General features: G+C 66.9%; 15 protein-coding genes. 11 read left to right on the plus strand and 4 right to left on the minus strand.

The window, feature by feature from the left end; all coding sequences use genetic code 11:
• Nucleotides 1-16: 16 nt before the first annotated feature.
• From AC07WJ_RS27090 to AC07WJ_RS27130, 9 genes are all read left to right on the plus strand, one after another.
• Nucleotides 17-1,207, plus strand: a complete 1,191-nt coding sequence (locus AC07WJ_RS27090; RefSeq protein ID WP_494937796.1) for an ABC transporter substrate-binding protein — start codon at nucleotides 17-19, stop codon at nucleotides 1,205-1,207.
• Between the two features lie 276 nt (nucleotides 1,208-1,483).
• The gene (locus AC07WJ_RS27095) at nucleotides 1,484-2,341 is read left to right on the plus strand and encodes a branched-chain amino acid ABC transporter permease (RefSeq protein ID WP_494937797.1); all 858 of its coding nucleotides are present in this window, start codon (nucleotides 1,484-1,486) and stop codon (nucleotides 2,339-2,341) included.
• 20 nt (nucleotides 2,342-2,361) lie between these two features.
• The gene (locus tag AC07WJ_RS27100) at nucleotides 2,362-4,155 is read left to right on the plus strand and encodes a branched-chain amino acid ABC transporter ATP-binding protein/permease (RefSeq protein WP_494937798.1); all 1,794 of its coding nucleotides are present in this window, start codon (nucleotides 2,362-2,364) and stop codon (nucleotides 4,153-4,155) included.
• On the plus strand, nucleotides 4,136-4,885 hold the full coding sequence (locus AC07WJ_RS27105) for an ABC transporter ATP-binding protein (protein ID WP_494937799.1): 750 nt from the start codon (nucleotides 4,136-4,138) through the stop codon (nucleotides 4,883-4,885). Before AC07WJ_RS27100 ends, AC07WJ_RS27105 begins: the two co-directional genes overlap by 20 nt.
• Nucleotides 4,886-5,085: 200 nt before the next feature.
• A complete protein-coding gene (locus tag AC07WJ_RS27110; protein WP_494937800.1) occupies nucleotides 5,086-5,865 on the plus strand; it encodes an ABC transporter permease in 780 nt (259 codons plus the stop codon).
• Nucleotides 5,862-6,668: an ABC transporter permease gene (locus AC07WJ_RS27115; protein WP_494937801.1), complete on the plus strand. Its 807-nt coding sequence runs from the start codon at nucleotides 5,862-5,864 to the stop codon at nucleotides 6,666-6,668. The genes AC07WJ_RS27110 and AC07WJ_RS27115 overlap by 4 nt, the downstream gene beginning before the upstream one ends.
• A gap of 10 nt (nucleotides 6,669-6,678) precedes the next feature.
• On the plus strand, nucleotides 6,679-7,437 hold the full coding sequence (locus AC07WJ_RS27120; protein ID WP_494937802.1) for an ABC transporter ATP-binding protein: 759 nt from the start codon (nucleotides 6,679-6,681) through the stop codon (nucleotides 7,435-7,437).
• Nucleotides 7,434-7,766 carry a hypothetical protein gene (locus tag AC07WJ_RS27125; protein ID WP_494937803.1) on the plus strand — a complete coding sequence of 111 codons (333 nt, stop codon included), beginning with the start codon at nucleotides 7,434-7,436 and terminating at the stop codon, nucleotides 7,764-7,766. Before AC07WJ_RS27120 ends, AC07WJ_RS27125 begins: the two co-directional genes overlap by 4 nt.
• The gene (locus AC07WJ_RS27130; RefSeq protein ID WP_494937804.1) at nucleotides 7,763-8,833 is read left to right on the plus strand and encodes an ABC transporter substrate-binding protein; all 1,071 of its coding nucleotides are present in this window, start codon (nucleotides 7,763-7,765) and stop codon (nucleotides 8,831-8,833) included. The genes AC07WJ_RS27125 and AC07WJ_RS27130 overlap by 4 nt, the downstream gene beginning before the upstream one ends.
• A gap of 87 nt (nucleotides 8,834-8,920) precedes the next feature.
• On the opposite strand, the gene AC07WJ_RS27135 is transcribed toward AC07WJ_RS27130, so the two are convergent.
• The 3 genes from AC07WJ_RS27135 to AC07WJ_RS27145 all read right to left on the minus strand — a co-directional run bounded on the left by AC07WJ_RS27135 (nucleotide 8,921) and on the right by AC07WJ_RS27145 (nucleotide 10,494).
• Nucleotides 8,921-9,259, minus strand: coding sequence for a hypothetical protein (locus tag AC07WJ_RS27135; RefSeq protein ID WP_494937805.1), 339 nt, complete (start codon nucleotides 9,257-9,259; stop codon nucleotides 8,921-8,923).
• 184 nt (nucleotides 9,260-9,443) lie between these two features.
• Entirely contained in the window at nucleotides 9,444-9,752 is a 309-nt protein-coding gene (locus tag AC07WJ_RS27140) for a hypothetical protein (RefSeq protein WP_494937806.1), read from the minus strand.
• 13 nt (nucleotides 9,753-9,765) lie between these two features.
• Entirely contained in the window at nucleotides 9,766-10,494 is a 729-nt protein-coding gene (locus tag AC07WJ_RS27145; RefSeq protein WP_494937807.1) for a class I SAM-dependent methyltransferase, read from the minus strand.
• A 171-nt stretch (nucleotides 10,495-10,665) separates the two neighbouring features.
• Here AC07WJ_RS27145 and AC07WJ_RS27150 point away from each other — a divergent pair, with 171 nt between their 5' ends.
• Nucleotides 10,666-11,178, plus strand: a complete 513-nt coding sequence (locus AC07WJ_RS27150; protein ID WP_494937808.1) for a winged helix-turn-helix transcriptional regulator — start codon at nucleotides 10,666-10,668, stop codon at nucleotides 11,176-11,178.
• Nucleotides 11,179-11,490: 312 nt separating this feature from the next.
• On the opposite strand, the gene AC07WJ_RS27155 is transcribed toward AC07WJ_RS27150, so the two are convergent.
• Entirely contained in the window at nucleotides 11,491-12,384 is an 894-nt protein-coding gene (locus tag AC07WJ_RS27155; protein ID WP_494937809.1) for a LysR family transcriptional regulator, read from the minus strand.
• 216 nt (nucleotides 12,385-12,600) lie between these two features.
• Here AC07WJ_RS27155 and AC07WJ_RS27160 point away from each other — a divergent pair, with 216 nt between their 5' ends.
• Nucleotides 12,601-13,764, plus strand: a complete 1,164-nt coding sequence (locus AC07WJ_RS27160) for a mandelate racemase/muconate lactonizing enzyme family protein (protein WP_494937810.1) — start codon at nucleotides 12,601-12,603, stop codon at nucleotides 13,762-13,764.
• Nucleotide 13,765: the final 1 nt, after the last annotated feature.

Genomic DNA, 13,765 nt, shown 5'->3' on the forward strand with positions numbered 1-13,765 from the left:
CAAGAGGGAGGACGGAATGATCATCACGCGTCGTCAATTCACGTCGACCGCCGCCGTCGGCGCCGCCACGCTCGGCCTGGCGCATCCGGCGATCGCCCAGAACGAGCCGATCAAGATCGGCTGGCTGGCGGCGCTGACGGGGCCAAGCTCGGCGCCGGGCGTCGGCTTCAACCGCGGCGTCATCTATGCCGCCGAGACCATCAACGCCGCCGGCGGCATCAAGGGCCGCAAGGTCGAGGTGATCACCCGCGACACCCAGGGCGACCCGACCAAGGCGGTCAACGCCACCCAGGAGCTGATCAGTCAGGCGCGCGTCCACGCCATCTGGGGGCCGACCAATTCCGGCGAGTCGCTGGCGGTGACGCCGATCATGGCGCGCGCCAAGATGCCGAACATCCACCCCTGCGTGGTCGACACGCTGATCGACGTGCAGAAATTCCCCAATGCCTTCCGCATCTCGCCGTCCAACACCCAGTGGGACGACGCGGTGCGCGGCTATTGCCTCGCCATCCTCAAGCTGAAAAAGGTCGCCGTCATCGGCGATACCACGGGTTATGGCGTCTCGGCGGTCAATGCCTCGGTCGCCGGCTTCAAGAAGGACGGCGCCGAGGTGGTCTATCAGGCCAATATCGACGCCACCCAGCCGGACATGACGCCCGACCTCCTGCGCGCCCGCAACGCCGGCGCCCAGGCCATCGTCGTCTGGAGCGTCTCCACCGGCATGGAGGCGCGCATGATGAACACCCGCGCCGCCATGGGCTGGGATGTGCCCTTCGTCGGCCACCCCTCGTTGTCCTCGGGCGAGATCGGCGGCCTGGTCGACAAGCCCGCCAATTGGGACAAGGTCTATGCCATCGGCTATCGCAGCTGCAGCTACGGCGCCGACGGCAAGCTGCCCGGCCGCAACCAGGAGCTGGTCGAACGGCTCGCCGGCAAGGTGAACCTCGCCGACACGCTGCTCTGGTGGGTCGCTTGCGGCATCGACGCCATCGAGATGGTGGCCAAGGCGGTGGAGGCGCGCGGCTCGTCGTCGAGCGAGGCGATCATCGCCCACTGGAACGGCCTGTCCAAATATAACGGCTATTTCGGCGATTACAGCTACAGCCCAACCCAGCATAACGGCTATCCGACCGCCGATGTCGTGATGTCCCAGGCGAGCTCCGCCAAGAACGGCACCTTCGCGCTGGCACCCGGATATTCGGGCTGAGCGTGATGGCTCCGGACCGAAACATCCTGGGACTTGCGGAGAGGGTGGTCGTCCTTCGAGACTCGCAAGAGCTCGCACCTCAGGATGAGGTTCGGATGTGCCTTGCATGAAGGTGGCAGGCCAAACACAGCGCTCTTCGCGCATTCGGCACCGTGCCGGATGCCATTCCCTCCAGTCCTCGTCCTGAAGTGCGAGCTCTTGCGAGCCTCGAAGGACGGCCAAGCGACGTGCAAGGCCGCCCTTTCAATCAGAAACCGATCGAACCGTGAGGTAACGATGCTTGCTTCGATCCTGGCGTCCGGCTTGGCGGTCGGGGCCATCTATGCCCTGATCGGCATCACCTACAACACGATGTTCGCGACCTCCAGGGTGATGAGCTTTACCGCCGGCCAGCTCGGCATGCTCGGCGGCGTGTTCGGCTCGCTGTTCATGCTGCGGCTCGGCTGGCCGCCGGTCATCGGGCTCGTCGCGACGCTTTGCGCCTGCGCGCTGATCGGCGTCGTCACCGAGATCGTCGCGGTGCGGCCGGTGCTGAAGAGCCTGGAGCAGCACCTCTATGTGTTGTCCACCCTGGCGCTGGCGCTGATGATCCAGCAAGTCACCGCGATCGAATGGAGCACCGAGCCACAGCCGTTTCCCAAGCTGTTCGGCGTAGGCTCGGGGATTTTCGACGAGAAATTCTGGCTGCCACTGGCAGCCTGCGCACTGACGATCATAGGGCTCGAGCTGCTCTACCGGAAGACCCTGGTCGGTCGCGCCTTCCTGGCCATCGCCGAGGACAATTTCGCCGCCCGCGCCCTTGGCCTGCCCGAGCGCAATCTCAGGATCGCCAGCTATGCGCTCGCCGGCGCCATTGGCGGCCTCGCCGGCTTTTCCGGCGGCCAATTGCTGCTCGCCTTCTTCGCCAATGGCCCGCTCCTGAACTTCTACGGTTTCGTACCGGTGGCGCTGGGCGGCCTCGGCAATAATCGCGGCGCGGTCATCGGCGGACTGGCGCTCGGCATCTTCCAGCAGGCCGCCAATTTCCTGGTCGGCGGCATCTTTTCGTCCGTCGCCGTCTTCGTGCTGTTCATCATCGTCCTGCTCGCCGCCCCCCAGGGCCTGTTCGGCGCGCACCAGGCAAGGCGGGTGTGATGACGGATGCGAGCGAGCCGATGAACCGATCCACCCATGCCGTCAGTTCCCGGGCCGCCGGCTGGCGCGCCATGCTGCCGACCGCCCTGCCCTTCGCCGCCTTGTTCGGGCTCGGCCTGCTGCTGCCGCTCACCGGCAATGAATATTGGGCGCTGATCGCCACCCGTGCGGCGATCTACTGGGTGCTGGTCTCCGGCCTCAACCTGGTCGTCGGCTTCGCCGGGCAGCTCGCCATCGGCTATGTCGCGCTTTTGACGCTCGGCGCCTATACCACCAGCGTGCTGGCAGCGGGCAATGTGCTGCCGCCCGTACCGACCTTGCTGGCGCTGGCGATCGCGGCCGTCGCCGGCGCCCTGTTCGGCGTCATTGTCGGCCTGCCGGCGCTTCGGCTGCGCACCTTCTATTTCGCCATGACCACGCTCGGCTTCGCCACCATCGTCACCCAGGTGGCGCTGGCCTGGCAGGGCGTCACCGGCGGTGGCATTGGCATCAGCGGCCCGGAGATGCCGGCGCCGTTCAACACCGCCTGGGGTTTCCTCTATTTCTGCCTCGCGCTCGCGGCGCTGCTCACCTGGGCGACCTCGAATGTCGCCAAGAGCCGGTTCGGCCGGGCGCTGATCGCGGTGCGCGACGCCGATGTCGCGGCCGAAGCCAACGGCATTTCCAAACCGAAGCTGTTCGTCACCATCTTCCTGTTCAGCGGCGCGGTGGCGGCGGTGGCCGGCGGCCTGTTCGCCAGCCTGCAGACCTATATCACGCCCGACGCCTTCACCTTCGAGCTGTCGCTCCTGTTCTTCATCGCCGTGCTGATCGGTGGCCGCGGCTCGATCCTCGGGCCGCTGATCGGCACGGTGGTGCTGACCCTGCTGCCGGAGATCGCCGCCCCGCTCGCGGCCTGGTCGACCTTCCTCTACGCCGTGCTGCTGCTGGTCATCGTGCTGGCCATGCCCGGCGGCATCGCGGCGCTGCTCGACACCAGGAACCGCAAGCCGCTGGCGAACGACCGGGCGATCAAGCCGCGCCCGGTCCTGCTCGGCGAGATCCTGCGGGCCGATGCGCCGACGACGCACCTCGTGCTGAAAGACATCGTGCTCGCCTTTGGCGGCGTGCGGGCCATAGACGGCATCGACCTGACCATCGCACCCGGCAAGGTGCATGGGCTGATCGGTCCGAACGGCAGCGGCAAGACCACCACGCTCAATGTCATCTCCGGCTATTACGCCCCCCTCGTGGGCGAGGTCAGCCTCGGCACGCCGCTCGAGAGAGGCGCGCCGGAGACCCGCGCCGGGCGCGGCATCGCGCGCACCTTCCAGACGCCGCGGATCGTCGGCGAAGCCTCGGTCATCGACAATGTTATGATCGGCGGCTGGATTGAGGGGCGGTCGAGCTTCGTCGAAACCTTGCTGTCGCTGCCGCGCCATCGCCACAGCGAACAGGGACTGGAGGAGGCGGCGCGCCTGACCCTGCGCACCGTCGGGCTGGAGGCGCTGGCCGACGTCCGCGCCGACCGGCTGCAGCACAGCGAATTGCGCTTCGTCGAGATCGCCCGCGCGCTGATGCTCAAACCCGCCTACCTGCTGCTCGACGAGCCAGCCGCCGGCCTCGCCACCATCGAGATCGAGCGGCTCGGCCAGCTGATCAAGGAGATCAGCCGCCGGGGTACCGGCGTGCTGCTGGTGGAGCACCATGCCGACCTGATCTTCGATATTTGCGACGAGGTCACCGTGCTCAATCTCGGCCGGGTGCTGGCGAGCGGAACGCCGGCGGAAATCCGCGTGCACAAGGAGGTCGTCAGTGCCTATCTCGGTGCCTGAACCGCTGATCGACATCCGCCGGCTGGAAGCTGGCTACGGCAAGATCGGCGTGCTGCACGGCGTCGACCTGGCGGTCGGCGCGGGCGAGGTCGTCGCCCTGCTCGGTCCCAACGGCGCCGGCAAGACGACGCTGCTGCGCGCCGTGTCCGGCCTGCTGCCCTGGACTGCGGGCGTGGTCCACTTCGCCGGCCAGGACCTGCAAGGCTGGGGCCCGCGCGAGACCGCCCGCGCCGGCCTCGTCCATGTGGTCGAGGGTCATCGCGTGTTCACGCAGCAATCGGTGACCGACAACCTCTTGCTGGCGGCCTATGACCTGCCGCGCGGCGAGCGCAACGCCCGGGTCGAGGAAGCGCTGGGCTTCTTCCCCGAGATCGCCGAGAAGCGCCACGAGCGTGGCGGCGCGCTGAGCGGCGGCCAGCAGCAGATGCTGGCGGTGGCGCAAGGGCTGGTGCGCCGGCCGCGTCTCCTGATGCTCGACGAACCCTCGGCCGGCCTGTCGCCGGTGCTGGTCGACCGGGTGCTGGCCGTCGTCGCCAGGTTGCGCGCCGCCGGCACGGCCGTGCTGCTGGTCGAACAGCTCATCGAAAAGGCGCTCGCCGCTTCCGACCGCGTCTATGCCCTGGCCCAGGGCCGGATCGTGCTCGCCGCCGCGACCTCCGAAGCCGACCTGCCGCGCCGGCTGGAGCGCGCCTATTTCGGCCAGGACCACGCCACCGCCCTGCACGGGTGACAGGGCGCAGGATGGTGGCGGGCGCCAAGCCCGCCTAGGGCCGCGCGCTGCCAAGTAAAGGCGCGGTCGCGCAATCATGCCATGCACCCGGCCTGCCATTCACGCGTGGACGGAGCCGGCAAGCTGGTGCCTAATCGCTGCACAAACGTTTGCTGCTGTGACTGCGTTCGATTGTCTCGTTTGCGGGGAGAAGCTGGGCAATGGGGCAGACCAACCGCGCGCTGAAGGCGCTGACCTTCGCCGCGCCCCTCCTGTTCCTGCTGCTGGCCTGGGCGGTGGTCGTGCCGCTGTTCGGCATATCGCCGCAAGTGTTTCCCGATATCGTTTCGGTCGCCCAGGCCGGGCTCGACGGCGTCCGCGACGGTTCGCTGCTCCAGCATGTCGGCGCCAGCCTCCTGCGCGTCGTGCTCGGCACGGTGCTCGCTATCCTGGTCGGCGTGCCGCTCGGCATCGCCATGGGGGTGAGCCAGGGCGTGTCGAACTTCCTGACACCCCTGCTCCGGTTCTTTTCGGTGCTGGCCGGCATTGCCTGGATCCCGATCGCGACGCTCTGGTTCGGCTACGGTTTCGGCGCCATCATCTTCGTCATCTTCAACGCGGTGTTCTTCGTCGTCGCCTACAACACCTTGCTCGGTGTCTCGACCATTCCGATGCCGCTGCGCCATGCCGCCGCCTCGCTCGGCGCGCGGCCGCTGGCCATGCTCACCGATGTCCTTCTGCCCGGCGCGCTGCCCAATATCGTCACCGGCATTCGCACCGGCCTCGGCTTTGCCTGGCGCGGCCTGATCGCCGCGGAAATGATCGCGACCAATGTCGGCCTCGGCTACATGCTGTTCGTCGCCCGCGACTTCTACCGGACCGAAGTCATCGTCTTCGGCATGATCGTCATCGGCCTGATCTGGCTCGCCATCGACCGGCTGGTGCTGGCGCCGCTCGAACGCGCCACCATCGAGCGCTGGGGCATGGTGCGCGCGGCATGACCCCCTTGCTCAAAGCCTATGGCGCCTATGTCCGCACGACCACGCGCTTTCCCGCGCTGCAGAGCATCATCCCCTTCGTGCCGCTGGTCGCGCTCTGGGCCGTGGTCGCCGAGGCCGGCCTGTTTCCGCGCGCCTTCTTTCCCGGCCCGGTCGACGTCATCCGCTCGTTCGGCGATCTCATCTACAAGGGCATCCTGCCCGACTATCTCGCCGACAGCGTCGGCCGGCTGCTGGTCGGCGCCGCGGTCGGCATGGCCATCGGCATTCCCTTGGGCCTGCTGGTCGGGCTCAACGCCCGCGCCAACACCCTGCTCTCGCCGATCCTCCTGTTCTTCCAGGCGATCGGCGACATTGCCTGGCTGCCGATCCTGATCATCTGGTTCGGCTTCGGCTTCACCACCATGACCTTCGTCATCGTCTATACGGTGCTGTTTCCGGTGGTGCTCAGCACCGTGCTCGGCGTGCGCTCGGTCAAGCAGGATCTGATCCGCGCCGCGCAATGCCTGGGCGCCTCGCCGCTGCGCATCCTGTGGGAGGTCGTGCTGCCCGGCGCATTGCCGAACATCGTCACGGGGCTTCGCAACGGCCTCGGCTACGGCTGGCGCGCGCTGATCGCCGCGGAAATGATCGTCGGCACCAGCGGCATCGGCTTTCTCATGTTCGACGCCCGGCGCGCCGGCTCGGTGGTCGAGATCGTGCTCGGCATGATCGTGCTCGGCATCCTCTGGTACATTGTCGATGCCTGGGTGCTGGCCCCCATCGAACGGGCCACGGGACAAAGATGGGGGCTCGTGACGCGATGACGCGCAGCCGATGAAGACGCTCAGCCTGAAATCCCTGTCGAAGACCTATTTCGACGCCTATGCCGGCGTCCACGTCACCGCCGTGCACGATGTCAGCTTCGACATCGCCGAGGGCGAATTCGTCGCCATCGTCGGGCCGTCCGGCTGCGGCAAGTCGACCATTCTCAACATGATCGCCGGCTTCATCCCGGCTTCCGGCGGCGAGATCCTGGTCGGCGGCCGGCCGATCAACGGACCGGGTCCGGATCGCGGCGTGGTGTTCCAGTCGTTTGCGCTGTTTCCCTGGAAGACCGTGCTCGACAATGTCGGCTTCGGGCCGAAAATGCGCGGTGTTCCGAAACCCGAACGCGACGCCATCGCGCGCGAATATCTGGGGCTGGCCGGCCTGAACGAGGCCGCCGGCCGCTATCCGAACGAGCTCTCCGGCGGCATGCAGCAACGTGTCGGCGTGGTCCGCGCGCTCGCCAACCGGCCGGACGTGCTGCTGATGGACGAGCCTTTCGCCAGCGTCGACGCGCAGACGCGCATGACCCTGCAGGAAGAGCTGACCCGCATCTGGCAGGAGCGGCGGCCGACCGTGCTGTTCATCACCCACGATGTCGCGGAGGCGGTGTTCCTCGCCAACCGGGTGATCGTGCTGTCCAAGGGCCGGGTGAAAGAAGAGGTCGCGGTCACTCTGCCGCGCCCACGTGTCTGGGACGAACTCGTGCAGGACGACCAGTTCAAGGACCTGTCGGCCCGCGTGCTCAGCCTGGTGAGGTCGGCGTGACCCTGGTGCGATCAGCACTGGCCTCGACCAAGATCCGGATCCTTGCCGGGCTCCTGGTCCTCTGGCTCGCGTGGCAAGCCTGGCTCGTAGTCGCGGCGCCAGCCAAGATCGCCGAAGGCTTTCCCGAAAGACTTCGGGTCAACGCCTTGATCACCTTGCCGTTTCCACCCGAGCGCTTCCATATCCTGGCGTTCCAGCGCCATGGCCGCGTATCCGGCACGGAGGGCAATACCGTCGAACTAAGAGGCATCGCAAGAAGCGATCTCACCGCCATCGCCCGGCTCTACTGGGTCAGGCGGATAGAGCCACTGAGGGAGGGAGCATCATGATCACGCGCAGAACCATCGTCGCCGGCACGCTGATAGCCGCGCCGGGCCTGATGCCGCATTGGGCGCAGGCGCAGACCATGACCAAGCTCAAGGCCGGCATGGTCACCGGCATCGACCAGATCGGCCTGCCGATCGCGCTCGAACGCGGCTTCTTCGAAAAGGCCGGCCTGGATGTCACCATCGCCCGACCCTACGCGACCGGTGTCGACGCTTTGAACGCGCTGCAGGCGGGCGAAAGCGAGATCGTCCAGGTCGGCGTCCCGATGATCGGCGCCGTGCTGCGCGGCATGGACCTGGTGGCGCTCGGCAATTACAGCGGCAATGCCACGCGGCGCGGTTCGGACGCCACCATGGCGCTGATCGCGCGCGCCGAGAGCGGCATCGACAAGGCCAATCTCGCGAGCCTCAAGGGCAAGAAGATCGCCGCCTCCTTCGGCACGATCAACCACCTCTACATCCTGGCACTGCTGGAAAAAGCAGGGCTCACGCCGGCCGATGTCACCCTGGTCAACACCCCGCCGCCCGACATGACGGTGGCACTGCTCGCCCGCGGCATCGATGCTTTCTCCGGCTGGGATCCCTGGCCGATCGTCGCCTTGAAGGACGTGCCCGGCGCCTATGAGGTGGTGCGCGGCGGCAACGTCATTTCTTATGTCGGCTTCAATGTCGCCCTCAGGCCGTGGATCGAGCGGAACGGCCCGGCGATCGAGAAATTCCTGGCCGCCGTATCCGAGGCCGACCAGTGGATGCGCAAGAATTCCAAGGCCGCGGCGCAGGTCGCCACCCGCTGGATCCCCGGCCTGAAAGCGGATGTCGCGGAAGCGGCAATGGAATTCAACATCCAGCAGGCCGACCGCCGGCTGTCGGCCAATAATTACCGGGCGCTGTGGAGCGCGGTCGACCGCCTGCACCGGCTCGGCTTCGTGCGCGGCACCTTCGACGTGAACAAACACATCGAGCCGCGCCACATGCTGAAGGTCATGGCCGAGCAGCCGGCCCTGTTCAACGACCTGCCGGCCATTCCCGCCGATGTGGCGATCACGCCCGGCTTCGTGTTCACGCCGTAACCGAGAGCTCGTCGTTCCGTGCGCCGCCCGGCCACGGAACGACGTCGCCAGATGCCGAGGCGGAGGGAGCGGCCCTGGCCGCCGAGGTCAATGATTGCTCCAGAGTCCGATCAGCCGGGCGAGGATCGGGCGCGTCAGCTGGTTGTCGGCACCCGCGACCGCGATGATGGCGATGCCCCGCTGCGGCAGGCAGTAGATCGCCGCCAGTTCGTTGCCGCTGGTCAGGCCGAACACCGAGGCCGGCGCGTCCGGCATCGCCCGCAGCCCGGCCTGGCTGATCGCCGTGCGGCCGGTGGCCCGGCATTCGTCGAGCGTCGCGCCCGGCCGCAACGGCACCTCGTTCATGCTGAGGCCGGTCGCCCGGACCGGAACCGGCAGAAACCCGAGGGGAACGGCAAGGGTCAGGACCATGGACAGCTTGTGCAAGGGTATCCTCCCGGTCCGCTCGTCCGATCGGCTCGGCGGCCTCAAGGACAGGCCGCGCTTCGATCTCGGGCTCCCAGCGACAGGGGCCGCGAGACAGGCAAAGCATGCCCTGCGTCCGGGCGAATGCAAGGCCGCGCGCGCCCCAATGGGACATGACCGAAGGTTTGCGCCGAGCGACGGCCGCTCAGGTCGGGGTCTGCGCCGTCACGACCCGGAAACAGGAGGCCGTGATCGAACGCAGGTTGTCATCGACCTTGTATTTTTCGAGGCGATTCTTTTCCTCGGCTTCGCAGGCCTGGACCGAGGCCATGGGATCGACCGTATGGACATATTGCCCATCGGCGAACATCAGAAACATGAACAAAAAGACCTGCCCTGTTGCCATTGCCACGCCTTCCATCATCGCGCCTGCCATTGTTCTACAGCATGCGCACGCTACGGGTGATGATTTCAAGGCAATATCCGTGCCGAAGCTGTGGACATCCTCGGCCAATACTTGCCGCCGGTTAGGCCAGGCGCCTGGCTTTCAACCAGAGGAAGAGCGGCAGACGCATCGAGCGCGCCATCGAATCATCACCCACGACGACCTTTGGCCGCGGTTCCCGCAAGCTCGTGATGGCCAGCCCCGCCCCTTCCAGGGCTTCGGCATAGGCTTCGAGCGGCTGTGACCAGCCGGCGAAATCCATGTGCAGGCCGTCACGCTCCTCGGTCCCCTCGAAGCGCTCCCGGCCGAAATAGGACCCCGCGACCACGAAGGGCGCATCCGGCCCCGGCCCGGCGAAACGGCCGCGATCACGAAACGGATGGACCAGTGAGATCATCACTTCGCCGCTGGGCGCCAGCACCCGCGCGATCTCGGCGCAGGCGGCCGGCACATCCTCGACGTCCATCAGGACGTTATAGGCGACGACCAGATCGAAACTGTCATCCTCGAATGGCAGCGCGGCCGCAGGCGCGACGGCATAGCGGTCGGCCGACTGGGCCGCGGCCGCGGCGTCGACCAGATCGGCGACCGGATCGGTTGCGGTGACGTGGTGGCCGAGCTCCTTCAGCAGGCGTGACACCCGCCCCTCGCCGCAGCCGACCTCCAGGGCTCGCTTGTCGCCCCGGCCAATAAAGGCCAGCAGCGCCTCACGATAGGCCCAGAACGCGTCATGGCCGGGCTTGCGCGCCCAGGCGGTCCATTGCGCGGCGACCCGCGCCCAATGCGCCCGGTCCGATGGCGTCTCGGTCATGTCGCTTCATCCTTGCCGTCGATCGGCGCATGTCTTAGCCCGCCCACTGTCCGGCAGCCATATCGCCCGGCCCGGCAAGCCACCGCGATCCCCGCAGCGGACGACCGGTTGCCTCTCCCGCACACCAGTGCGATATTGCAAGCGGTTTGAAAAGGCACTGCCGTGAGAACGATGGACGATGCACACCGGTCGGGATGCCCGATCAACCTGTCCCTGGAGATCTTCGGCGACAAATGGAGCCTGCTGATCATTCGCGACGTGATCTTCGGCAATCGCCGGCATTTCCGTGAATTGATGCGCTCGGAAGAAGGCATTTCCTCCAATATCCTGGCCGATCGGCTCAAGATGCTGGTCGAGATGGGCATGCTGACCAAGGCCGACGACCCCACCCACAAGCAGAAGGCGGTCTACAGCCTTACCGAAATGGCGATCAGCGTCCTGCCGATCCTGGCTCATCTCGCGGCCTGGGGCCGTCGCTGGCTGCCGGTGAGCGAGGAGCTCAGCATCCGCGCGCAGTTGCTGGAGGAAGGCGGCCCCGCGCTCTGGGAGCGGTTCATGGCCGAGCTGCGCCACGAGCATCTCGGCATTGCCCTCGCGCAGCCGGCGCCGGTTCCGGTGCGGGAAACGATGCAGGCGGCCTATCTCGCCGTGGTCGCGCGCAACAGGCCGACACAGCCGGCGTGATCGGGCATCCGGCACGGCACTTGATCGCGCCACGGCACGCCGGAAAAGCGCAGTTGAATCAACCCTCTCCCATAGGGAGAGGGTGGCATCGGCAGAAGCAATTGCTTCTGCCTGACGTCAGCTGCCGGGTGAGGGGCGTAACCCCTCAGAACTGATGGGACACTCGCCGCGCATCCTGCCCTATCCGGAAATGGGCGACCCCTCACCCGGCGCCTGACGGCGCCACCCTCTCCCGATGGGAGAGGGTTAATCCGACAGCGCTTTTGACTCCAGGCACAGTGCTTTACACTCATCCCTCTTTCCCGACTGGTATCAACCCCGCTCCAGGGCTGCCCAAAGCGCCTCGGCCGCATGGCCCAACCGCGCGACGGGACGAAACAGGCGGATTTCGATGGGGATCGCCAGGTCCGGTTCGCCGGCTCCCACCAGGAGCCCGGCGGCGATGTCGTCTTCGGCCAGGGTCCGCGGCAACCAGGCCACGCCGTCTCCGGCGCGTGCCATCGAGAGCAGCGTCGCCGCGAGGTGCGAGGTGAAGATGGTCTCCAGCACAAAGGATCGATCGGTCGCCGCCAGCCACGCCGCGACGATGCGGCCCAGGCCGGATTGCGCGCTATAGCCAAGATATTTGACCGGCGCGCCGCCATTGAGCCGCCAGCGTGCGGCTCCGTCCGGTGCCGGCGCGCTGAACGGAACCAGCCTGTCGGTGCCGACCACGATGCTCCTGAACCGGCCCGCCTGGAGCCGGCCGCCCATGTTCGGGTGATGGTGGCAGAGCAGAAACGGCGCGTCGCCGCGCAGCATCATCTGCTCGCAAGCCTGCATGCTGTCTGAGATCAGGTTGAGATTGCCGAGCGCCAGGACCCTGTCATTGCCGCGAACCCATTTCGGGAAAAACGTGAAGGAAAGCGCGTGGGTCGCGGCGATCGACAGAGGACCCGCGCCCCGGCCGGACACTTCGAGCGTGTCGCGCCGCAACTGATGCAGGGCGCGCGTCAGGACCTCCGCCTGGCTGTGAAAATGCTCACCTGCCGGGGTCAGCGCGACGCTGTGGGTGGTGCGGGTGAACAGAGCCGCACCGGCCCACTCCTCGAGCGCGCGGATCCTGCGGCTGAAGGCCGGCTGGGTCACGTGACGGGCCTCCGCCGCCCTGGAAAAATTCAGGGTCTCGGCGAGAGCCAGATAATCCTCGAGCCAGATCAATTCCATCGGTAATGCCGAACCGACATAAGCAATTCCTCAAATAGCATTGGCGCATGGCCGGTTCCAGTCTTACCGCTCGTTCCCGGGCGGATCGGAACGCCACCGATCGACGCCAATGGCGGCATCGGCCGACCAGTCGCGCCTCGCCGCGGATCATCGCCGGGCCATCGCGCTCGGCATAACCGGGCCAAGCTTGAACGAACCACCGGGAAGGACAATGCCATGCGTATCGTCGACGTCGTCGAGATCACCAAGCCGATCGCATCGCCGATCCGCAACGCCTATATCGACTTTTCGAAGATGACGGCGAGCCTGGTCGCCGTGGTGACCGATGTGGTCCGCGACGGCCGCCGTGTCGTCGGCTACGGTTTCAATTCGAACGGCCGCTACGGCCAGGGCGGCCTGATCCGCGAGCGCTTCCGCAACCGTATCCTCGAGGCCGCCCCGCAGAGCCTGCTCGATGACGACGGCGGCAATCTCGATCCGCAGCGCGTCTGGGCGGCGATGATGGCGAACGAGAAGCCCGGCGGCCACGGCGAACGTTCCGTGGCGGTCGGCACGCTCGACATGGCGGTCTGGGACGCGGTCGCCAAGATCGCAGGCAAGCCGCTGTTCCGGCTGCTCGCCGAAAACAAGGGCCGCGAGGCCGATCCCCGCGTCTTCGTTTATGCCGCCGGCGGCTATTATTATCCGGGCAAGGACAATTCGGCGCTGCAGGCCGAGATGCGCGGCTATCTCGGTCGCGGCTACACCGTGGTCAAGATGAAGATCGGCGGCGCCTCGATCGACGAGGATCGCGGGCGGATCGAGGCCGTGCTGAAGGAGATCGGATCGCAGGCGCGGCTCGCCGTCGACGCCAACGGACGCTTCGACCTGGAGACGGCCATCGCCTATGCCAAGATGCTGCGCGACTATCCGCTGTTCTGGTACGAGGAAGCCGGCGATCCGCTCGACTACGCGCTGCAGGCGGCGCTTTCGGAATTCTATCCGGGCCCGATGGCGACGGGCGAGAACCTGTTCTCGCACCAGGACGCGCGCAACCTCATCCGCTATGGTGGCCTGCGGCCGGACCGCGACTGGCTGCAGTTCGATTGCGCCCTGTCCTACGGGCTGGTCGAATATCTCAGGACGCTGGACGTGCTCGCCCAGCACGGCTGGTCGCCGGCGCGCTGCATTCCCCATGGCGGCCACCAGATGTCGCTGAACATCGCGGCGGGCCTCGGCCTCGGCGGCAATGAAAGCTACCCCGACCTGTTCCAGCCCTATGGCGGCTTCCCCGACTCGGTGCGTGTCGAGGACGGCCATATCGTCATGCCGGATCTGCCCGGCATCGGCTTCGAGGGCAAGTCCGACCTGATCAAGGTCATGCGCGAACTGGCCGAATAGT

This window comes from Phreatobacter sp. GW821-FHT04C01, from assembly GCF_059420385.1.

Coding starts and splice junctions, on each gene's coding strand:
- AC07WJ_RS27090 (WP_494937796.1), top strand. CDS start 17: ATGATCATCACGCGTCGTCAATTCACGTCGACCGCCGCCGTCGGCGCC.
- AC07WJ_RS27095 (WP_494937797.1), top strand. CDS start 1,484: ATGCTTGCTTCGATCCTGGCGTCCGGCTTGGCGGTCGGGGCCATCTAT.
- AC07WJ_RS27100 (WP_494937798.1), top strand. CDS start 2,362: ATGAACCGATCCACCCATGCCGTCAGTTCCCGGGCCGCCGGCTGGCGC.
- AC07WJ_RS27110 (WP_494937800.1), top strand. CDS start 5,086: ATGGGGCAGACCAACCGCGCGCTGAAGGCGCTGACCTTCGCCGCGCCC.
- AC07WJ_RS27115 (WP_494937801.1), top strand. CDS start 5,862: ATGACCCCCTTGCTCAAAGCCTATGGCGCCTATGTCCGCACGACCACG.
- AC07WJ_RS27120 (WP_494937802.1), top strand. CDS start 6,679: ATGAAGACGCTCAGCCTGAAATCCCTGTCGAAGACCTATTTCGACGCC.
- AC07WJ_RS27130 (WP_494937804.1), top strand. CDS start 7,763: ATGATCACGCGCAGAACCATCGTCGCCGGCACGCTGATAGCCGCGCCG.
- AC07WJ_RS27145 (WP_494937807.1), bottom strand. CDS start 10,494: ATGACCGAGACGCCATCGGACCGGGCGCATTGGGCGCGGGTCGCCGCG.
- AC07WJ_RS27150 (WP_494937808.1), top strand. CDS start 10,666: ATGGACGATGCACACCGGTCGGGATGCCCGATCAACCTGTCCCTGGAG.
- AC07WJ_RS27155 (WP_494937809.1), bottom strand. CDS start 12,384: ATGGAATTGATCTGGCTCGAGGATTATCTGGCTCTCGCCGAGACCCTG.
- AC07WJ_RS27160 (WP_494937810.1), top strand. CDS start 12,601: ATGCGTATCGTCGACGTCGTCGAGATCACCAAGCCGATCGCATCGCCG.